Genomic DNA, 20,323 nt, shown 5'->3' on the forward strand with positions numbered 1-20,323 from the left:
AGAGCGTGTGGATCAACGAAACTTTCGCGTCTGAGCCTCGGACGACGCCCGGGCGTCGACGTCCCAGCAGGCCGCCGTGAAGCGCACGTGCTCGCCCTCGACGAACGGGTCGAACGCGGCGCGGACCGTCTCGACGACCTGCTTGCGGCGGTCCTCGTCCAGCCCGCCCAGCACCTGGCTCACCGGACCCAGCCGCGTGAGGTAGCGGAGCAGGGCGGACTCGGGGAAGACGCACTCGACGTCGACCGGCCGCAGGTCGATCTCCGCCCAGCCGCCGTCCGTCAGGATGCCCCGCACCCTGTCGGGGTCCGCGAAGGCGAACTGCCCCGGCTCGTCCGGACGTCGGGTGGGAAGGCCCGGCACCAGAGGGGCCGCGGCGCGTTCGGCCGTCGTCATGAACGGGTTCTCCGCAGGACCGCGCCACACGACGAGCCGCAGCCGGGCCCGGTCCGTCGAGGCGCGCCGGAAATTGGCGAACGCGCGGACGGGGTCGTTGAAGAACATCACACCGAAGCGCGAGACGACGGCGTCGAAGGCCGCGGACTCGAACGCGTGATCCTGGGCGTCGGCATGAACGAAGGACGCCGGTGTGGCCTCCCGCTCGGCGCGCTCCCGGGCGGCGGTGACCAGCGGCTCCGAGATATCGACGCCGACGCAGCGGCTCGCGGGACCGAGCCGCCGTGCGAGCGCCAGCGTGACACCACCGGTGCCGCAGCCGACGTCGAGCACCTGGCCCGGCTTCTGCGCGGACACGGCATCGACGAGCAGGGTCTCCAGAGGCCGGAACATCTCGTCCAGCACCGGCTGCAACTCGACCCATGCATTGCCGCCGGGCCCGTTCCAGCGAGCCGCCTGTGCGTCGTCGTTCCTGCGTGCGGGGCCCATGATCGCCTCCCTCTCCTTGCCTTCCTCCGACCGGGATGACACCGTGCCACTTCAAGTCGACTTGAGGTAAAGAGGATGACAGAACTGGACATCGCCGAGGTGGTACAGCGCGCCGACGTCCCCGCGTCGACGCTGCGTTTCTACGAGGAGAAGGGGCTGATCTCCTCGATCGGCAGGCGGGGGCTGCGCCGCCAGTACGACCCCGGCGTACTGGAGCGACTGGCGCTGATCGCGTTGGGGCGCACCGCCGGGTTCTCCCTCGACGAGATCGCCCGCATGTTCGCACCGGACGGAGCACCGGTCCTCGACCGCGAGATGCTGGCCGCCAAGGCCGACGAGCTGGACCGGACGATCCGCGAACTCGGCGTCCTGCGCGACTCCTTGCGGCACGCCGCCGCCTGCCCCGCGCCGAGCCACGCCGAGTGCCCCACCTTCCGTCGCCTGCTCAAGACGGCGGGTTCGGGTGCCGTACGGGGAAAACGACGGCCGCCGGTCCCGACGGTTCGTGAGTGAGCGAAGCGGGACTCAGGTTCCGGCCAGCTGGAAGTGCCAGATGACCTCCACCGGTGTCCCCTCGTTCGCCGCCTCGGCGGCCTCGGGCACCAGGTCGGCCAGACACCACGGCCAGAGCTCCCACGGGCCCGGCTCGCGTCGGCCGGACGGGATCTGCGCGGCGGAAGGCTTGGCGGGCAGGGGTTCCTCGCAGCGCCGCACCTGCAACCCGACCGACAGCGCGGCCCGCAGATAGTCCCCGGTGGGGTGCCGGTAGCTCGTGAGACGGCCCCGGGTACCGTCCGGCAGACGCACCGGCGGGACCATGCCTCGCGCCACCCACTCGTGATGCATGTCCGAGATCACCAGATGACCGCCGGGGCGCAGCACCCTCGCGAACTGCTCCATCACCGGCCCCAGGTCGCGCACATGCGTCAGGGCCAGGGAGCAGACGACCAGGTCCACGGAGTCGTTGGCCACGGGCAGTTGTTGCAGTGTGCCCGGCCGGAAGTCGCCTTCGGGGACGCGTGCGCGTGCCCGGGCGAGCATGTCCGGCGAGCTGTCCACGCCCACCACGCGGTGGCCGCGCGGCGCCAGCAAAGCCGCCATCCGCCCGGTGCCGCAAGCGGCGTCCAGAGCGTCGCCGGGCGGTATCCCGTCGAGGATGTCCCCGATCACCGGCTCGTCGAAGTCGAACGCCGAGTTGGGGCCGTCGTACGTCCGCGACCAGATCTCGTAGCCGTCGACCGTGCCCACGTCGACGACATCGACCGCCGCACTGCCCAGCGACTCGTCGTCGAGCAACTCCCGGATCTCGGCAAGCCGAGCCTCGACGAACGCACGGTCACGCCCACCGGTGAACGCCCGCAACAGTGCAAGCCCTTCGAGCCCGATCGCATACGCCAGCGGATCCTCATGAATCACCCGACGACGCTAACCACCCCACCACCCCACCACCACCGAATTACCGCCCACCACCACGAAGGTGCCGGCACACGAAGTCACGCCAGAGCACGACGGCAGCGGGTTCGGTCTCGCTGTGGGCGCCGTTGTAGCCGAGCAGTTCCTTCTGTTGTGATCCGAAGGCGTCGAAGAGGGCGAGCTGGCCGTCCCGCGGAAAGACCTCGTCGTGCCACTGAAGGTGGAACAGGACGGGAGCGGTGATGCGGCCCGCGTCCGCCGCCACGCGTTCCGGTACCTCCAACTCCCTGTGCAGGGCGGGGCCTTGGCGAAGGCCGAACTTGCCGAACACGGCGCAACGGAGGCGGTCGCCAAGGGCCGCCGCGAGCGGAATGCCGAAGCGCGTCGCCATCGACATCCCGAGGTGGGCGAGACGGTCGCCGTCCACGAGGTCCAGGGCCGCGAGCGCATCCACGCACGCCCGCCAGTCGTCCGTCATGCGATCGAGGACGACTTCGATCCCCTCCGCGGCTATGCGGGCCTGGTATTCCGCGGGGGACAGCGGACCGTCGGGGACACGGTCGCCGTGACAGGGCCCGTCGATCGCCAACGCGGCAACCCCGGCCGACGACGCGAACCACCGGCCCAGAGCGACAACCCGCCCGCTTCTCTTGTGGCCGCTGCCGCCATGCCCCAGCAGCACCAGGGGAGGGGGCGACGAGGCGGCAGTCGGGGAAGGCAGCCACAACACCCCCGGAACTGCGCCTACTTCACGGCCGAGACGGAACGCCCGCTCGACGCAGCAGCCGCCGTCCGTCCGACGCTCGCCCCACTCGATCACGCCGCCCCGCCGACAAGCCGAACCCCCCTGCTCACGCCGACTGCGCGTCATACCCCTCCCGCGCACGCTCCACCTCGTCCAGATGCCCGGAGGCCCACTCCGCGAGATGCGCGAACAACGGCCCGAGACTGCGGCCGAGTTCGCTGATCTCGTACTCGACCCGGGGCGGCACCTCCGGGTGATACGTGCGTACGACGAGACCGTCGCGCTCCAACTGCCGCAACCTCTGGGTGAGCACCTTCGGCGTGATCTTCGTGATGCGCCGTTCCAACTCGACGAACCGCTGCCGGCCGTAGGTATGCAGGCTCCACAGGATCGGCGTGGTCCACCGGCTGAACACGATGTCCACGACCGGACTGATCGGACAGGCAACTTCCGGATCGCTCCCGGTGGTTGTCGCCCCCATCTCCCCGACGGCCATCTGCACACCCCTCCGGGACAGTCACTTTCCTCTAGGTACCTACTATACCGACGGTGTTAGCGTCCGTCCCCGTCGACAACCAACCGAAACGACAAGGGGAGTTGCTCGTGATCGTAGTGACGGGGGCGACCGGCAACGTGGGCCGCTCGCTCGTGCAGATCCTCGCGGCAGCCGGCCGGCCGGTGACCGCGACATCCCGGGCCATCGAGGCCACGGACGCACCGGAAGGCGTACGGCACATCAGGGCCGACCTGACCCAACCCGACAGCCTGCGGCCGGTGTTCGACTCGGCGGAAGCCCTCTTCCTGCAGAACGGTGGCCCCAGCGCCCACCATCTCAGCGCGCCCGACCTCCTCGACGCCGCCAAGTCCGCGGGCATCCGACGAGTCGTCCTGCTGTCCTCCCAAGGAGCCGCGACCCGGCCGGAGTCCGTCTCCCACGGAGGCATCGCCCGCTCCATCGAGGACGCCGTGGAGCAGTCGGGCCTCGACTGGACGATCCTGCGACCCGGCGGCTTCGCCTCCAACGCCTACGCATGGGCCGAGTCCGTCCGCACCCGGCGCGTGATCGCCGCGCCCTTCGCCGACGTCGGCCTGCCCGTGGTCGACCCGGCCGACATCGCGGAGGTCGCCGCCGTGGCGCTGCGCGAGGACGGCCACGAGGGGCGGACCTACGAACTCACCGGCCCCGCCCTCTCCACACCCCGGCAGCGCGCCCGGACCATCGCCGACGCCCTCGGCGAACCGGTCCGCTTCGACGAGCAGACCCGCGAGGAGGCCCGCACCCAGATGCTGCGGTTCATGCCCGAGCCCGTGGCCGACACCACGCTCGACATCCTGGGCGATCCCACCCCTGCCGAGCAGCGCATCAGCCCCGACATCGAGCGGATCCTCTCCCGCCCGCCGCGCACGTTCGCCGACTGGACCCACGACCACATCGCCGCGTTCCGGTAGATCCTGGCCGGCTCAACGCGCAGCCGACTGACCGCACATGACGAACGGGCTTCGCCAACTCTCCACCCGGCGAAGCCCGTTCACCACCAACAGCCCTACGTCACGCCGTCTGCAGCGTCAGCCCGTACCGGTTGAGGATCTCGTTGACCGGCTGGTACCAGGTCTCCCCGCCGGAGCTGCAGTTGCCCCAGCCGCCGGAGGTGACCCCCTGGGCCTGGTCGCCGCTGATGAAGGAGCCGCCGGAGTCGCCGGGCTCGGCGCACACGCTCGTCTTCGTCATCTGGTGGACGGCGCCCTCGCTGTAGTTGACCGTCTCGTTCTTCGCCAGGACGGTGCCGCAGTGCCAGTGCGAGGTGGAGCCGGAGCGGCAGATCGACGCACCGACGGGAGCCTCGGCGGAGCCGCGGACGAGCTGGTCGGAGACCGTGCCCCAGCCGAGCACGACCGGCACGGTCCACCAGCCGCTGCCGACGTTGACCCAGGAGTAGTCGTTGTCGGGGAACGACGAGCCCTGGAAGTTGCCGACGTAGGAGTGGTCCCAGCCGTACACCGCACCGGCGTGTACGTCGCAGTGCCCGGCGGAGACGAAGCCGCCGATCACCGAAAAGCCTATGGAGCAGCGGACGTTGCCGGTGTAGTAGGGGTCGCCGCCCACGGTGCCGGCGGCGAAGGTCTTCGGTGCCTCAGTGGTGTGCTTCACCGTGACGGGGCCCGCCTTGCGCGCCTTGGCGAGGAAGGCGCGGACATCGTTGTCAGCCTGGTGGGCGGTGACGACGTTCACGACGACCTTGTTGGTCTTGACGTCGACGTACCAGTTGCTGATGCCGGAGGGTGCGGACAGGGCGTCGATGCGTGCCTTCGCCGCGTCGAGCTGCCGTGCGCTGTGCTCGACGAGGCGCACGGACGCACCGGTGGCGCGTACGGCATCGGTGTCCGCGCCGCGTGTGACGGCCACGGTCAGCTTGCCGTCGGCGGCGTCGAACCACGAGCCGCCGTACGACGAACCGGCGGCACGCTTGGCCTTGTGCTCGACGGCCGTCGCGGTCTTCTCGGCGGCCAGACGTGCCGCGGCCTGGCTCTTGGTCAGGCCCAGGTCGTGCTGCATCGCGGACAGCAGCTGGGCGGAGGCGGGTGCTTCGGTGGAGTGCGCGGGGGTGTCGGTGGCGGAGGCCGCCTGGCTGCCGACGGCCGCCCAGGTCCCCAGGAGCAGGGCTGCGGACAGGGTGGTGCGCATCGCTGTTGTGCGTCTCAAGGCAGTGGCCCCTTCGTTGTTCCAACAAGGTGGGGGTGGAACAGCAGAACTTTGAGAGCGCTCTCACGCATGCGCGGCAGAGCTTAGCCGGAGATCATGAACAGGTCCATGCCAATGCCGGGACTGCCTTGTGCGGGCCGCCGCGAGGGGTGAGCGGGGAGCGAGCCTGGGACGAGCGGGAGTGGGCGGGGGAGGTGAATCGATCACAGTCCGGTGCGCGCCCCCGGATGTCGGCGCGAATGCGCCCGTGACCAGCCCCCGATCCGCCGGATCTCCTGCACGGGGGTTGTCCTGACATGCGCCCACCCCTAGGGTCGCCCAGACGGCAAGCGCTTTCTGCCTGCCTTGATCGCCGCACGTCCGAGGAGCGCCGTATGCCCCCACGCCCCCACCGTCGCTCGGTCGCCGTCGTCGGTACCGGCGGCATCGTCAGCAGCAGCCATCTGCCCGCGCTCAGAGCGCACGCCGACCGGGTGGAGCTGGTCGCGGCCGTCGATGTGGACCCCGGCCGGCTGGACGCGTTCCGCGAGCTGGCCGGCGGCGAGGTCGCCGGGTACGGCTCGATGGACGACATGCTGGACGCCGTACGGCCCGATCTGGTGGTCGTCGGCACCCCGCCGTCCCTGCACCGGGAGCAGACGACCGCGGCGCTGAAGGCGGGCGCCTGGGTGCTGTGCGAGAAGCCGCTGTGCCTCTCGCTCGCCGAGTACGACGCGATCGCGGCGGCGGAGGAGTCGTCGGGGGCCTACGCCTCGGTGGTCTTCCAGCACCGCTACGGCTCCGGCGCCGTGCACGCCCGCGAGCTGATCGTCGGCGGTGAGCTCGGCACCCCGCTGGTCGCGCACTGCCAGACCACCTGGCACCGTGACGCCGCCTACTACGCCGTACCGTGGCGGGGCCGCTGGGCCTTCGAGGGCGGCGGCCCGACCATGGGCCACGGCATCCACCAGTACGACCTGCTGCTGCATCTGCTCGGCCCCTGGGCCGAGGTGCGGGCCATGGCGGCGCGGCTGGTGCACGACACCGAGAGCGAGGACGTCTCGACGGCCCTGGTGCGCTTTCGCAACGGCGCCCTCGCGACCGTCGTCAACAGCGTGCTCTCGCCGGACGAGGTGAGCCGCATCCGCGTCGACTGCGCCGACGGCACCATCGAACTCACCCATCTGTACGGGCACCGCAACGACGACTGGGTCTACACCCCCGCCCCGCACGTCGCCCCCGAACGCGCCGAGGCCTGGCGCACACCCGCCGCCGACGTCCCCAGCTCGCACACCGCGCAGCTCGGCGCCCTCCTCGACGCGCAGGACCACGGCGTACGACCTCCGGGCAGCGGTCCCGACGCGCGTGCCACCCTTGAATTCGCCGCCGCCCTCTACAAGGCGGCGTTCACCGGACTGCCCGTGCTCGCGGGCGAGATCGCACCGAGCGACCCCTTCTACCAGGCCATGCACGGCGACCACCCCCACTGGGCCCCCAAGGAGCGCGCATGAGCATCCACGTCCATCACGCGTACGGCGACCACGTCGCGGTCGCGGCGCCGGACGGCACCGAGATCCTCCGCTACGTCTACCGTCCCGACCCCGACGCCTTCGAATCGCGCAAGCCCTACGCCCACCCCCTGCGCACCCTCGGCGGGCGCACCGTGACCGGCTACCGCCCCAGCGACCACCGCTGGCACAAGGGCCTGCAGATGACGGCGAGCCATCTGTCCGGGCAGAACTTCTGGGGCGGCAACTGCTACGTCCACGGCGAGGGCTATCTGCGACTGCCCGAGCGGGTCGGCTCGATGCGGCACGACGGCTTCCCGGAGTTCACGGTCGAGAACGACCGGCTCGCCTTCACCGAGGCCCTCACCTGGGTGGAGAACGGCGGCGCCGAGTGGGCGCGCGAGACGCGCGGGATCACCGTCCACTCGGTCGACGAGGACGCTGGCGCCTGGGCCCTCGACTGGTCGATCGAACTCACCAACGTCCGTGACACACCGCTGGCCTTCGGCTCGCCCACCACCCACGGCCGGGACATGGCCGGCTACACCGGACTGCAATGGCGCGGCGCCCGCGACTTCACCGGCGGCACAGTCTTCGGCCCCGACGCCGACGGGGGAGCGGGCGCGGACGCGGGCAAGCTGATGGGCACCCAGGGCCCCTGGCTGGCCTTCACCACCGAGCACGACGACGTCGACGCGCACTCCACGCTCGTCTTCGCGCACGCGCCCGAGAACCTCGACCCGGCCGCGATCCACGAGTCGCACTGGTTCGTGCGCTCCGAGCCGATCCCCACCGTCGCCTTCTCCTGGGCGTTCTTCGAGGAGTTCGAGCTGCCGCCCGGCGCGTCCTTCCACTACCGCTACCGGGTCGTCGTCGCCGACGGAGCCTGGGACCGCGACCGCGTCGGCAGCCATCTGGAGGGCCTGCCGTGGTGAGCGAACCCGAGCTGCCCCACCCGCTGCCCGGCGCGGTCGGCCTGTCCCACCTCAGCGCCTACGACTGGGAGGCCGCCGACGGCGTGTGCGGCGGCAGCCCGCATCTGCACCTGGTGTGCACGGAGGCGTACGTCGTCACCGGCGGCCGCGGGGCGGTGCAGACCCTCAGCCCCGACGGCTACCGCGACATCCCGCTGCAGCCCGGCTCGGTCGCCTGGTTCACCCCGGGCACCGTGCACCGCATGGTGCAGGGCGGCGAACTGCGCATCACCGTGCTGATGCAGAACAGCGGACTGCCCGAGGCCGGGGACGCCGTCTTCACCTTCCCGCCCGACGTGCTCGCCGACCCGGAGAGGTACGCGGCCGCCGCAACGCTCCCGCCCGGTACGGGAGTCGAGACGGAGACGGCCGCGCGCCGCCGCCGGGATCTCGCCGTCGAGGGCTATCTCGTCCTGCGCGAGGCCCTCGTCGCCGGGGACAACGGGCCCTATCTGGAGTTCCAGCGGGCGGCCGCCCGGCTGGTGCGCGACAAGGTGCCGCACTGGCGGGAGTTGTGGCGGGCCGGCGCGCTGGCCACCGCCGAACGCACGGGCGCGCAGCTCGACGCACTGGAGGCGGGCGAACCGGCCTATCTCACCGCGTCGACCGCACACGAGAGCGCCCCCACCCGGCTCGGCGGCTACGGCATGTGCGGCCGCCGCGACGAGTACGCGCTGCCCGGCACGACACTGCCGTACGAAGTCAAATAGCGCCACACACAAGTCAGTTGAGGGGGCGTCAGGGAGCTCCGACCGAAGACCGAGGAGAGGAAGAGGTGACCTCGGCATGCCCGGACACAGGACAAAGGGGTTCTGCGCTTCGGCCGCAGCACTGGCGCTCTGCGCGGTGCTGGCCGGGTGCGGGGGATCCGGGGACACGGCCGCCGGCGGCAAGGTCGTGCTGCGCTACACATGGTGGGGCAACCCCGACCGCGCGGCACGCACCGAGCAGGCCGTCGCCCTGTTCGAGAAACAGCACCCCGGGGTGCGGGTGCAGACGTCGTTCTCCGGATACGACGCCTACAAGCAGAAACTCGCCATCCAGGCCACCGGCGGCGACGCACCCGATGTGATGCAGCTCGACTACCGCCAGATCGACCAGTACGCCTCCGGAGACGTGCTGCTCGATCTCGGCAAGGTCAAGAGCGCCCTGCGCACGAGCGAGATCGACGCGGGCCTCCTCGCCACGGGCCGCGTGGACGGCACCCTGTACGCCGTCCCCCAGGGCCGTGGCACCGAGACCCTCGTCTACGACGTCGCGACGTGGAAGGCGTCCGGGGTGCCCCTGCCGAAACAGGGCTGGACGTGGAGCGAATGGGCGGACGCCATGCGCGCCCTGGCGAAGAAGACCGGCAAACCCGGAGCCACCGACCCCGGCCAGAGCGAGGACGCCTTCGAGGTGTGGCTGCGCGGCCAGGGCAAGTCGCTCTACACCAAGGACGGTTCGCTCGGCTTCACCGCCTCGGACCTCACCCGCTGGTGGACCTTCGCGGACCGGCTGCGCCGGGAGGGCACGGTCTCCAGGGCCGAGCAGACCACCCAGCTCGACGGCACCGTCGAGAACACCCCGCTCGGCCGCGGCACGGCCTCCTCCGACTTCAACTGGGACGCCCCGGCCAGCGGTTACCTCGCCATCGTCAAGGGCGGGGTCGCGCTGGCACCGATGCCGTCGGGCACGGACGGCACGCCCGGTCAGTACTACAAGCCGTCGATGTTCCTCGGCGTGGCCGCCGACACCTCCCACCCGAAGGAGTCCGCCGAACTCGTCGACTTCCTCCTCAACGACCACCGGGCGGCGAAGATCCTCGGCGCGACCCGCGGCATCCCCGTCAACGAGACCATCCGCGAGCAGACCGCCTCGCAGCTCAAGGACTTCGACAAGACCGTCGCCGACTACCAGGCGTCGCTGGAAGGCACCCTCAAGGACCCGCCGCAGGCCCCGCCCTCCGGCGACAACGCCCTGCAGACCACCTTCGCACGCGACTACGACCAGGTGTCGTACGAGCGCATGTCGCCGCGCGAGGCGGCCGAGAACTACATCACCGAGGCCAAGGCGGAGCTGAGGTCATGACCACCACCGACATCCCCGCTTCCACCGCACGCCCGCCCCGCTCCACGTCCGCCCCCGCACGCCGCCCCAAACGCGAACGCGAGGGCGCCGCCTGGGTGTTCCTCTCGCCCTGGGTGCTCGGCGCGATCGTCCTGACGCTGCTGCCGATGGCCGTCTCGCTGTATCTGTCCTTCACCGACTACGACTTGTTCAACGCGCCGCACTGGGTGGGTCTGCGCAACTACACGCAGATGTTCACCGAGGACCCGCGCTACTGGCGTTCGGTCACCACGACCCTGACGTACGTCGTCATCGCCGTGCCCCTGCAACTCGCCCTCGCCCTCGGCGTCGCGCTCGCCCTGAAGAACATGAGGCGCGGCAAGGGCTTCTACCGCTCCGCCTTCTACGCGCCCTCACTGCTCGGCGCGTCCATGTCCGTCGCCCTGGTGTGGCGTGCCGTGTTCAACGACGGCGGCACGGTGGACAACCTCCTCGGCTCCGGCGGCTGGATCAACAAGCCCGGCTGGTCGCTGCTGGCCGTGGCGCTGCTGACGGTCTGGCAGTTCGGCGCGCCGATGGTCATCTTCCTGGCCGGACTGCAGCAGATCCCGGCGGAGCTGTACGAGGCGGCGGCCGTGGACGGGGCAGGGAAATGGCGGCAGTTCGTGTCCGTCACCGTGCCGATGCTCTCCCCGGTGCTGTTCTTCAACCTGGTCCTGCAGACCATCCAGGCGTTCCAGGTGTTCACGCCCGCCTTCGCGGTCAGCGGCGGCAAGGGCGGTCCCGCCGACTCGACCCTCGTCTACACCCTCTACCTCTACGACCGCGGCTTCGTCGCCTCCCACATGGGCTACGCCTCCGCCATGGCCTGGGTGCTGCTGATCATTATCGGCGTCGTCACCGCGGTGCTGTTCCGCACCTCGCGCACCTGGGTCTTCTACGCCTCCGAGGGGGAGCGATGACAGCAACAGCCCCAACCGCCGTTCCCCGCAAGCCTGTTGGCCGAGGACGCGTCGCCGTCCACATCGGGTGCCTGGTCGCGCTGCTGGTGATGCTCTATCCGCTGGCATGGCTGCTCGCCACCTCGCTCAAGCCGGCCGACGAGGTCATCGCCAGCCTCGACCTGCTGCCCGGCCACCTTGAGTGGTCGAACTACAAGACCGCGCTGGACGGCGTGAACGACGTGTCGATCTGGCGGCTGCTCGGCAACTCGCTGCTGATCGCGGGTGGTGCGGTCGTCGGCAACGTCGTCAGCTGCTCGCTCGCCGCCTACGCCTTCGCCCGGCTCCGGTTCCGGCTGCGCGGGCCGCTGTTCGCGTTCATGATCGCCACGATCATGCTGCCGCACCACGCGGTGCTGATCCCGCAGTACATCATCTTCAACAAGCTCGGCCTGGTGAACACGTACTGGCCGCTGATCCTGCCCAAGTTCCTCGCCACGGAGGCGTTCTTCGTGTTCCTCATCGTGCAGTTCATGCGGGGGCTGCCGAGGGAGCTGGAGGAGGCGGCGCGGATCGACGGGTGCGGGCCGTTCCGGAGCTTCTTCCAGGTGATCCTGCCGCTGACGCGTCCCGCGCTGATCACCACGGCGATCTTCACCTTCATCTGGACCTGGAACGACTTCTTCACCCAGCTGATCTATCTCTTCGACCCGGACAAGTTCACGCTGACGCTCGCCCTTCGGTCGTTCGTGGACGCCTCCAGCCAGTCGGCGTTCGGCCCGATGTTCGCGATGTCGGTGATCGCGCTGCTGCCGATCGTGCTGTTCTTCCTCGCCTTCCAGCGGTTCCTGGTGGAGGGCATGGCCAGCTCAGGACTGAAGGGGTGAGCACGATGAGCCGAGCACGGACACGGGAGCCCGGTGAGGTCTTCGGCCCCCGTATGACCCTGTTCGCCGACATGCTCAGCGTCGGCCTCGCCACCGCCGCCGTGTGCCTGCCCCTGCTGACCGCGCCGGCCGCGCTGTCGACGGCCTGCGCGGTGCTGCGTGGCGCCCGGGAGGACCAACCCGCCACCGCGGGGCGCTACTTCGCCCTGCTGCGACGGCGGCTGTGGGCGGGCGACCTGGTGGCGGGACTCGTCGCCCTGACGGGCGCGCTGCTGCTCGCCGCCGACCTGGCCCTGGCGGGTGCCGGGCTGCCGGGAGCACCTCTCTTCGCCGCCGTGGCCGCCGCGATCGGCGCCTGCGCCACGGTGGTCGCCCTGCGGGCGTGCGCCCGCCCCGAGTCCCTCACTGACTGGCCGGCGGCCGTCCGCGGGGCCGCCCGGGCGGCCTCACGGGACGTGGGCGGCAGCGCCCTGGTACTCCTCGCGGTCGCGACGGCCGCCGTGTGTGCCTGGATGCTCGTACCGCTCGCGTTTTTGGCACCCGGCCCGCTGGCACTGGCGCTCACGGCGATCGACGTACGGTCCGCCCTGCCCGACGGGGCCGTCGGCGAGCCTCAGCGCGGCTCTCCTGCGTAGGTGCCGAAGTACCACCGGTTCCCCTCCGGGTCACGGGCGGCGAAGTCCCGGGAGCCGTAGTCGGTGACATGCAGATCCATGACGATCTCCGCGCCCGCCTCCTTGGCCCGGGCGTGCACCCCGTCCGGGTCTGCAGTGACGACGTACGCGCTGAAGGAACCGGGCGGCGTCGGCCCGTCGGCCACCTCCGCCCCCTCACGCACGGAACCCAGCATGACGCCACCCCCCTCGGGCCAACTGAGCTGAGCATGATCGACCCGGTCGCCGTCGCCATGGACCACGGTCTCCTCGAAGCCAAAGACATCGACAAGAAAACGGATGAGCGCACGGGCATCCCGCGCCCGGAACGTGGGCCACACCTGCGGGGCGGGCGGCTGCTTGGTGCTGCGGGTTGTCTCAGCCATGGCGTACCTCCATCTCACGGGCATGCGCCCGTCTCGTCGGGTTGACCTGACCAGCTTCGCTCGGGCGGGCGGTGCGTGGATTGGACGTTTCGGAACTCTTGCGGGGTGTGCCTTGCAGGCGGCTGGGGGAGAAGGGGCGGTCGGGGTGGGGCTGGTCTGTGTAGGGGGCTGTCGGTGGTGGGGTGCGCGGGGGGTTGATGGCGCCGGGGTGGGCTGTCAGGTGCCTCGGATGGGGTCGAAGGGCGGGGGCATGGGTGCGGAGGGTTGGCCGGGTGTGTGGGGTGGGCGGTGATTGGTTGGCGGGGGTGTGCCTTGCAGGCAGCTAGGGGCGAGAAGCCGCGGTCGGGATGGGGCCGGTCTGCGTGGCCGCTATTGGTGGTGAGGTGTGCGGGGTCGATGGCGCCGGGGTGGGCTGCCGGGTAGTGGCGCGTGAGTCGCGGCCCGGGGCGTGGATGTGGAGGGCGGGTCGGATGTGTGGGGTGTTGGCGGGGTGGGGTCGGTTGTGTAGGGGCAGTCGGTGGTACGGCGCGCGAGGTTGATTGCGTTGGGGTGGGCTGCCCGGCGGGTGCGGGTGCGGGTGCGGGTGCGGTCGCGGCGTCGGGTCATGACCGGGAAGGGGCGGCCGGATGCGTGGGGCGGGTGGCTTGTTGGCGGGGTCCGGCGGGGCGGTGTGTCTTCGTCGCGCGCACGCATGCCCGGATGGTGGGGTGGAGCATCTGCACCGGTCGACCGTGGTGTCCGGTCAGAGGGCGGGCGGCCCCTTGATGGTGTCGGTCATGCGGGTGGGTGGTGGCCGGAGCGGATGTTCTGGTGTTCCTGGGCGAGCCAGTTGGTGGGGGTGCAGGCGGCCAGGGTTGAGAACTCGCGGTCGAGGTGGGACTGGTCTGCGTAGCCGCAGTCGGCGGCGAGTTGGGCGAGGTCGATGGCGTCGGGGCGGGACGCGAGGCGGCGTCGGGTGCGGTCGAAGCGGATGACGCGGGCGGCTGCCTTGGGGGTGAGGCCGATTTCGGTGCGGAAGCGGTTGCGCAGGTGTCGCTCGCTGACGGAGGTCTCGGCGGCCAGGCTGTCGATCCGTAGCAGACCGTGCGCCGACAGGAGGAGGTGCCAGGCGTCCGCCACCGGGGTCGCGATCGGGTGCGCGGCCTCGTGCCGGGACATGCGGCGCAGCAGCCAGTCGTCGACGGCGGCGAAGCGGGCGGCCCAGTCGGGCGCCTCGCGCACCCGCTCGTGGACCTCGCGCACGTCCGCGCCCAGTACGTCGTCGGCGTGGACGTCGGCCGCGGCCAGTTCGCCCGCCGGCAGCCCCAGCAGGACCCGCGCGCCGAGTGGGCTGACCGCGACCTGGATCCCGGACTGCCGTCCCGGCATCTCGATCAGCGCGGGTGTGAGGTGCAGGCCGCCCAGCAGCGTGGCGTAGTCGCCGGGGGCGGCGCCCGGATCGGGATGGGCGGCGATGCTCAGCGGCTCGTCGAGGGTGATGATCAGGGTCAGCCACGGCGACGGCAGCCCCCGGTGCCGGGCGGGCGGCATACCGCGCTGGCGGTAGCCGGTGTACCGGCCGACCAGCCCTCGCAGCGGCGGCGCGGGCGCCGCCTGCACCGCCTCGTCCACGATCTCGCCGCCCATACGGCCATTGTCCCGCGCACGGGCACACGGCACTACGGCTACGGATATGGATGCGGTTGAGGCGTTGGGGGACCGGCTTCCGGTGGTTCCGCCACGCCGATGTAGTGCCCCGCCACCGTCCGGATGCGGGCCGACCAGCCGCGCGCGCTCAGGTCGGCCGTGAGCGTCCGGGCGTCGTGGAACACCTTCACGATGCGGTGCCGGCTGCCGTCGTCGAGCCGCCGCACCGCCGCCGGCACCGGAGCCCCGGCGAGCACGTCCTCGTACGCGGCACCCGCGGGACCGTCGTCGACGAAGACCGCCCTGCCGCCCGGGGCGAGCGCGTCGGCGACGAAGTCCCAGAAGGCGGGCAGCCGCCGAGGCGGGACGTGCGAGAGCCAGAAGGCGAAGAACACGGTGTCGTAGCGCCGCGGTGGCCGCCAGGCGAACAGGTCGGCCTCGACGAAGCGGACGTCCGCCCCTGTCGTACGCCTACGTGCCAGGGCCAGTGCCTCGGGTGCCGCGTCGACGGCCGTCACCGACCGCGCCCGTGCCGCGAGCAGCGGCGTCCACTGGCCCGTTCCGCAGGCCAGTTCCAGGACATCCCCGGCGACGGGGAGATCGTCGACCGCGGTCAGCAGGCGCCGGAGCTCCGGGTACTGGACGTAGGGCCGGTCGTATTCGTCCGCCCCCGCCCGGTAGTACGCCAGCTGCTCCGCCAGGAGGGTGTCGTCGTCCATGCGGCCACGGTCGGCCTTCACCCTGGGGCAGGGTCAAGGCCGACCGCGAGCCACGCCGTGGGGATCAGGCGCCCACGTACTGCGCGAGGTGCTGACCGGTGAGGGTGGAGCGGGCGGCGACCAGGTCGGCCGGGGTGCCCTCGAAGACGACACGGCCACCGTCGTGCCCGGCGCCGGGACCGAGGTCGATGATCCAGTCGGCGTGCGCCATCACCGCCTGGTGGTGCTCGATGACGATCACCGACTTGCCGGACTCCACCAACCGGTCGAGCAGACCGAGCAGTTGCTCGACGTCGGCGAGGTGCAGACCGGTAGTGGGCTCGTCGAGGACGTAGACCCCGCCCTTGTCCGCCATGTGCGTGGCCAGCTTCAGACGCTGGCGCTCACCGCCAGAGAGCGTGGTCAGCGGCTGGCCGAGGCTGAGATAGCCGAGCCCGACGTCCGCGAGGCGTTCGAGGATCTTGTGCGCGGCCGGCGTACGGGCCTCGCCCTCGGCGAAGAACTCCAGCGCCTCCGCCACCGGCATCGCGAGGACCTCGGAGATGTCCCGGCCACCGAGCCGGTACTCCAGGACCGCCGCGTCGAACCGCTTGCCCTCGCAGTCCTCGCAGGTGCTGGCGACCCCGGCCATCATCGCCAGGTCGGTGTAGATGACGCCGGCGCCGTTGCAGGTGGGGCAGGCACCCTCGGAGTTGGCGCTGAACAGCGCGGGCTTGACGCCGTTGGCCTTGGCGAACGCCTTGCGGATCGGCTCCAGCAGACCCGTGTACGTCGCCGGGTTGCTGCGCCGTGAACCGCGGATCGGGCTCTGGTCGACGGAGATCACCCCGAGGTCCTCGGGGATCGAACCGTGCACCAGGGAGCTCTTGCCGGAGCCCGCGACGCCGGTGATCACGGCGAGCACGCCGAGCGGCACGTCCACGTCGACGTCCCGCAGATTGTTCGCCGAGGCACCGCGGATCTCCAGGGAGCCGGTGGACTTGCGCACCTCGTCCTTGAGCGAGGCCCGGTCGTCGAGGTGGCGCCCGGTGACGGTGTCGCTGCCGCGCAGCCCGTCGAGGGAGCCCTCGTAGCAGACGGTGCCGCCCGCCGTACCGGCGCCGGGACCGAGGTCCACGACGTGGTCGGCGATCTCGATGACCTCCGGCTTGTGCTCCACGACGAGCACGGTGTTGCCCTTGTCGCGAAGGCGCAGCAGCAGGTTGTTCATGCGCTGGATGTCGTGCGGGTGCAGGCCCGCGGTGGGCTCGTCGAAGACGTATGTGACGTCGGTGAGGGAGGAGCCGAGGTGGCGGATCATCTTCACGCGCTGCGCCTCGCCGCCGGAGAGCGTGCCCGCGGGGCGGTCGAGCGAGAGATAGCCGAGGCCGATCTCGACGAACGAGTCGAGGGTCTGCTGGAGCGCGGTGAGCAGCGGCGCCACCGAGGGCTCCGCGAGGTCGCGCACCCAGTCGGCCAGATCCCTGATCTCCATCCGGCAGGCGTCCGCGATGGAAATCTTCCCGATCTTCGAGGAGCGGGCGTGCTCGGCGAGCCGGGTGCCGTCGCAGTCGGGGCAGACGGCGAAGGTGACCGCGCGCTCCACGAACGCCCTGATGTGCGGCTGCATCGCCTCCTTGTCCTTGGACAGCATCGACTTCTGGATGCGCGGGATCAGACCCTCGTAGGTCATGTTGATGCCCGCGATCTTCATCCGGGTGGGCTCGCGGTGCAGCAGGTCGTGCAGTTCCTTCTTGGTGAACTTCCTGATCGGCTTGTCCGGGTCGAAGAAGCCGGACTCCGCGTAGAGGCGTGAGTTCCAGCCGCCGCCGGTGTAGCCGGGGATGGTGAAGGCGCCCTCGTTGATGGACTTCTCGGCGTCGTACAGCTGGGTCAGGTCGAGGTCCGAGATCGTGCCGCGGCCCTCGCAGCGCGGGCACATGCCGCCGACCTTGTTGAAGGTGACCTTCTCCTTCTTGCCGCCGCCGACCTGGATCGCGCCGGCCGCCGAGACCGAGGGGACGTTGAAGGCGAAGGCTCCGGGCGGGCCGACGTACGGCTTGCCGAGTCGGCTGAAGAGGATGCGGAGCATGGCGTTGGCGTCGGTGGCGGTGCCGACGGTGGAGCGCGGGTCGGCGCCCATGCGCTGCTGGTCCACGCTGATCGCGGTGGTCAGGCCGTCCAGGACGTCGACCTCGGGGCGCGACAGGTTCGGCATGAAGCCCTGCACGAAGGCGCTGTACGTCTCGTTGATCAGGCGCTGCGACTCCGCGGCGATCGTGTCGAACACCAGGGAGCTCTTGCCCGAGCCGGAGACACCGGTGAACACCGTCAGCCGGCGCTTCGGGATCTCGATGCTGACGTCCTTGAGGTTGTTCTCGCGTGCGCCGTGCACGCGGATCAGGTCGTGGCTGTCGGCGGCGTGCAGCGCGGCCGACTGCGCGTCGGTCCTCTTGGCGGTGGTCATCGTCTCTCCATCCGTCGGGCCGGGGCGGCTGCGGGGCGCCGGTCTTCGGCAGGCATCCGTACGTCGTCGTATCAGCGGTGCTCAGGACCACTCAGCGGTCTGCGCCCACGTTATCCGCGCCCGCAGAACCGGCGCTTCTCGATTCCTGACCGGTCACGCCCACGGGCCCCGACTCCCACACTCGACGGGGCGCACGCCACCCCCGGCCCGCGGCGGCGGTGCTCATACCAGGCCACTGGGTCTGGCGCGCACCTTCGGCCCTGGGGCTTCTGGCCCAGGGCCGCTTGCGGCCCGGGCCCGGTCATCAACCCCCCCTCACCGCCACCCCCGCCGAGTCGCCAGCAGGACGCAGGCGGAGGTGCCCAGGGCGACTGTGGTGAGGCCTGAGGTGCCGAGGGTGGTGGCGGGGCCCAGGGTGGTGGTGAGGGGGCCGCCGAGGGCTGTGCCGAGGGGGGAGGCGGTGAGGAGGACCGCGTTGTTGGCGGCGAGCATCACGGAGAGGTGCTGGGGCGGCGACTTCGCCTGCAGGAGGGTCATCGAGAGCGCCACGAAGGGCCCGTAGATCACGCCCCCGAGGGTGAAGCAGACGACGGTGAGGGGCGTCGGGGCGTCGAGTCCGAAGGGCAGCAGGGTGAGCCCCCAGGCGATCACGATGGTGACCGTCACGGGCCACAGCGGCAGCTGCCGCAGCGCGCCGACCGCCAGCGAACCCAGGACGGCGCCGACGCCGAACAGCATCCAGTACAGGCCCAGCAGCGTGCCCGGCGCGTGCAGGTCGTCGGTCACATGCAGCGGCAGGGCGACCTCGACCGGGCCGTAGAGGAAGTTGAAGAACCAGGTGAGGGTGAGCAGACCGAGCAGTTCGGGGCGCGCCCGCAGCAGCGCGAGCCCACCGCGGGCGGCCGCCTGGTCGACGGCGGAGACCCGCCCCGACTCCGGCAGCCGGGTCCGTACGACGAGCACGGCGAGGAACACATACGTCAGCGCGTCCAGACCCAGCACCAGGGCGGAGCTCGCATAGGTCACCAGCACACCGGCGAGGGCCGGGCCGGCGATCGTGGCGGAGAAGTTGAGCGAGCTGACGAGGGTGTTCGCGGCGAGCCGCTGCTCCTCGGGCAGCAACTCGGCGATCAGGGTGTACTTGCCCGCACTGCCCCACGCGTGCAGCAACGAGGAGACGGCGAGCAGCGCGACGTACAGCGGCGGCGTCAGCACCCCGGCGAACCAGGCCGGCGGCACGACCCCGATGAACACCCCGCGCACCACGCTGTCGGCCATGAGGAGCCGCTTGGCCGGCACCCCGCGCAACCGGCGACCGAGCAGCAGCGCCCCGGCCACGCCCGGCAGGGTGTACGCCGCGACCGCACCGCCCACCCACAGCCCCTGCGCCCCCTGAGGTGCGAGTTCGATGGCGAGCCAGGCCACGGCGACGAAACTCATGCCGTCCCCGAGATACGAGACCCCGAAGCCGAGGAACAGCCGCCGGAACACCCGGTTGGCGAGCACCGGCCGGTAGGCGGACGGGACGAGGCGTCTGATCACCCTGGCCACGCTAGAGGCGTCACGTCGGCCCGCGCTTCTCAATTCCTGATCATTCGGTGATCAGTTGTCCGCGACCCCACGGTGTCCGGCCTCCCGAACCGGACCGACACCCCCGGCGAGTACAGCACGCTCACCGGCGGCTCCGTCATCCGCGGCAGGCCCGCCGCGGTGACCAAGTCGTCGTCCAGGCCCAGTAGTTCGGCCCGGTGCAGCGGCCACGGCGCGTGCTCGTTGGGAATGTGCACGGTGCGGCCGTGCCAGGAGACGTGCATGCCCCAGCGTGCGGTGAGGAAGAGCTCCAGCGGCGAGGGCCGCGTCATCGGCGCGCCGGGCCGCACCACCACACGGCTCGTGGGTCCGCGCCCGGCAGCGCCACGACGGCAGGTGTAGGTGAGCACGCCGTTCGCGCGGCGCAACCGCATCGCCGACCACACATAGGGCAGCCGTACGCCGAACCGCCCCACCAGCACGGGCAGCAGACGGCTCGCGTCCAGCGACCGGAACACGACCCCGCGGCGGCCCCGTTCGTCCACCGAATACAGCCGTACGTTCGTCTCGCAGAACGTTCCGAGATACGGCAGCCCCGGCCCGGGGCCGAGGCCCACGCCACGCATGAGGAACGGCACGAGACCGACGTAGGTGACCCCGTCCAGGGTGTCCGGGCGGGTCCCGGCGGGCAGCAGGCCGGCCACCCGCTCCGGCTCGACCGGCCAGTGCAGAAAGGTCAGTTCGTGCCAGCCCTGCACCAGTGCCGGCCGGCGCACGGGACGTGGGGTGGTCGGGGTGACCGGCTCGATCTCCATGCCCTGCCTAGTGGTGCGGCCCAACTGGACGTCCCGTCTCGATGCGGTCATCGTACGGCCCCGGCC

Annotated in this window: 20 protein-coding genes; 9 read left to right on the forward strand and 11 right to left on the reverse strand. The window is 71.1% G+C overall.

What is annotated here, in order from left to right; all coding sequences use genetic code 11:
- Positions 1-12: 12 nt before the first annotated feature.
- On the reverse strand, positions 13-885 hold the full coding sequence (locus MQN93_RS24490) for a class I SAM-dependent methyltransferase (protein WP_242711276.1): 873 nt from the start codon (positions 883-885) through the stop codon (positions 13-15).
- A gap of 75 nt (positions 886-960) precedes the next feature.
- Here MQN93_RS24490 and MQN93_RS24495 point away from each other — a divergent pair, with 75 nt between their 5' ends.
- Positions 961-1,398, forward strand: coding sequence for a helix-turn-helix domain-containing protein (locus tag MQN93_RS24495; RefSeq protein ID WP_242711277.1), 438 nt, complete (start codon positions 961-963; stop codon positions 1,396-1,398).
- A gap of 12 nt (positions 1,399-1,410) precedes the next feature.
- Here MQN93_RS24495 and MQN93_RS24500 read toward each other — a convergent pair whose 3' ends face one another.
- From MQN93_RS24500 to MQN93_RS24510, 3 genes are all read right to left on the reverse strand, one after another.
- A complete protein-coding gene (locus tag MQN93_RS24500) occupies positions 1,411-2,301 on the reverse strand; it encodes a class I SAM-dependent methyltransferase (RefSeq protein ID WP_242711278.1) in 891 nt (296 codons plus the stop codon).
- A gap of 40 nt (positions 2,302-2,341) precedes the next feature.
- Positions 2,342-2,887: a dienelactone hydrolase family protein gene (locus tag MQN93_RS24505; RefSeq protein WP_242711279.1), complete on the reverse strand. Its 546-nt coding sequence runs from the start codon at positions 2,885-2,887 to the stop codon at positions 2,342-2,344.
- Positions 2,888-3,149: 262 nt separating this feature from the next.
- Complete coding sequence (locus MQN93_RS24510; RefSeq protein WP_016433597.1) at positions 3,150-3,539, reverse strand: winged helix-turn-helix transcriptional regulator; 390 nt, start codon at positions 3,537-3,539, stop codon at positions 3,150-3,152.
- 107 nt (positions 3,540-3,646) lie between these two features.
- Between MQN93_RS24510 and MQN93_RS24515 the strand changes: the two genes are divergently transcribed.
- Positions 3,647-4,492, forward strand: a complete 846-nt coding sequence (locus tag MQN93_RS24515) for an NAD(P)H-binding protein (RefSeq protein ID WP_242711280.1) — start codon at positions 3,647-3,649, stop codon at positions 4,490-4,492.
- Between the two features lie 100 nt (positions 4,493-4,592).
- Here the strand turns inward: MQN93_RS24515 and MQN93_RS24520 are convergent, their stop codons facing one another.
- Positions 4,593-5,726, reverse strand: coding sequence for a S1 family peptidase (locus MQN93_RS24520; protein WP_372504448.1), 1,134 nt, complete (start codon positions 5,724-5,726; stop codon positions 4,593-4,595).
- A 392-nt stretch (positions 5,727-6,118) separates the two neighbouring features.
- On the opposite strand from MQN93_RS24520, the gene MQN93_RS24525 reads away from it, so the two are divergent.
- From MQN93_RS24525 to MQN93_RS24555, 7 genes are all read left to right on the forward strand, one after another.
- Entirely contained in the window at positions 6,119-7,234 is a 1,116-nt protein-coding gene (locus MQN93_RS24525; protein ID WP_242711282.1) for a Gfo/Idh/MocA family protein, read from the forward strand.
- Positions 7,231-8,166: a DUF6807 domain-containing protein gene (locus MQN93_RS24530; protein WP_242711283.1), complete on the forward strand. Its 936-nt coding sequence runs from the start codon at positions 7,231-7,233 to the stop codon at positions 8,164-8,166. The genes MQN93_RS24525 and MQN93_RS24530 overlap by 4 nt, the downstream gene beginning before the upstream one ends.
- Positions 8,160-8,915: a cupin domain-containing protein gene (locus MQN93_RS24535; RefSeq protein ID WP_242711284.1), complete on the forward strand. Its 756-nt coding sequence runs from the start codon at positions 8,160-8,162 to the stop codon at positions 8,913-8,915. The genes MQN93_RS24530 and MQN93_RS24535 overlap by 7 nt, the downstream gene beginning before the upstream one ends.
- Before the next feature lie 76 nt (positions 8,916-8,991).
- The gene (locus MQN93_RS24540) at positions 8,992-10,275 is read left to right on the forward strand and encodes an ABC transporter substrate-binding protein (protein ID WP_242711285.1); all 1,284 of its coding nucleotides are present in this window, start codon (positions 8,992-8,994) and stop codon (positions 10,273-10,275) included.
- The gene (locus MQN93_RS24545; RefSeq protein ID WP_016433590.1) at positions 10,272-11,216 is read left to right on the forward strand and encodes a carbohydrate ABC transporter permease; all 945 of its coding nucleotides are present in this window, start codon (positions 10,272-10,274) and stop codon (positions 11,214-11,216) included. The genes MQN93_RS24540 and MQN93_RS24545 overlap by 4 nt, the downstream gene beginning before the upstream one ends.
- The gene (locus tag MQN93_RS24550; RefSeq protein ID WP_242711286.1) at positions 11,213-12,082 is read left to right on the forward strand and encodes a carbohydrate ABC transporter permease; all 870 of its coding nucleotides are present in this window, start codon (positions 11,213-11,215) and stop codon (positions 12,080-12,082) included. Before MQN93_RS24545 ends, MQN93_RS24550 begins: the two co-directional genes overlap by 4 nt.
- 5 nt (positions 12,083-12,087) lie before the next feature.
- The gene (locus MQN93_RS24555) at positions 12,088-12,717 is read left to right on the forward strand and encodes a hypothetical protein (protein WP_242711287.1); all 630 of its coding nucleotides are present in this window, start codon (positions 12,088-12,090) and stop codon (positions 12,715-12,717) included.
- Here the strand turns inward: MQN93_RS24555 and MQN93_RS24560 are convergent.
- The 6 genes from MQN93_RS24560 to MQN93_RS24585 form a co-directional block, all read right to left on the reverse strand.
- Positions 12,696-13,121, reverse strand: a complete 426-nt coding sequence (locus MQN93_RS24560) for a VOC family protein (protein WP_242711288.1) — start codon at positions 13,119-13,121, stop codon at positions 12,696-12,698. The genes MQN93_RS24555 and MQN93_RS24560 overlap by 22 nt on opposite strands.
- A 774-nt stretch (positions 13,122-13,895) precedes the next feature.
- On the reverse strand, positions 13,896-14,747 hold the full coding sequence (locus MQN93_RS24565; protein ID WP_242711289.1) for an AraC family transcriptional regulator: 852 nt from the start codon (positions 14,745-14,747) through the stop codon (positions 13,896-13,898).
- Between the two features lie 38 nt (positions 14,748-14,785).
- Positions 14,786-15,466, reverse strand: a complete 681-nt coding sequence (locus tag MQN93_RS24570; RefSeq protein WP_242711290.1) for a class I SAM-dependent methyltransferase — start codon at positions 15,464-15,466, stop codon at positions 14,786-14,788.
- Positions 15,467-15,530: 64 nt separating this feature from the next.
- A complete protein-coding gene (locus MQN93_RS24575) occupies positions 15,531-17,912 on the reverse strand; it encodes an ATP-binding cassette domain-containing protein (protein WP_242711291.1) in 2,382 nt (793 codons plus the stop codon).
- Between the two features lie 315 nt (positions 17,913-18,227).
- Positions 18,228-19,454: an MFS transporter gene (locus MQN93_RS24580; protein ID WP_234024378.1), complete on the reverse strand. Its 1,227-nt coding sequence runs from the start codon at positions 19,452-19,454 to the stop codon at positions 18,228-18,230.
- Between the two features lie 38 nt (positions 19,455-19,492).
- Complete coding sequence (locus MQN93_RS24585) at positions 19,493-20,257, reverse strand: YqjF family protein (protein WP_242711325.1); 765 nt, start codon at positions 20,255-20,257, stop codon at positions 19,493-19,495.
- Positions 20,258-20,323: the final 66 nt, after the last annotated feature.

Origin of the sequence: Streptomyces spinosisporus, from assembly GCF_022698145.1 — a bacterium.
Taxonomy (GTDB): domain Bacteria; phylum Actinomycetota; class Actinomycetes; order Streptomycetales; family Streptomycetaceae; genus Streptomyces; species Streptomyces spinosisporus.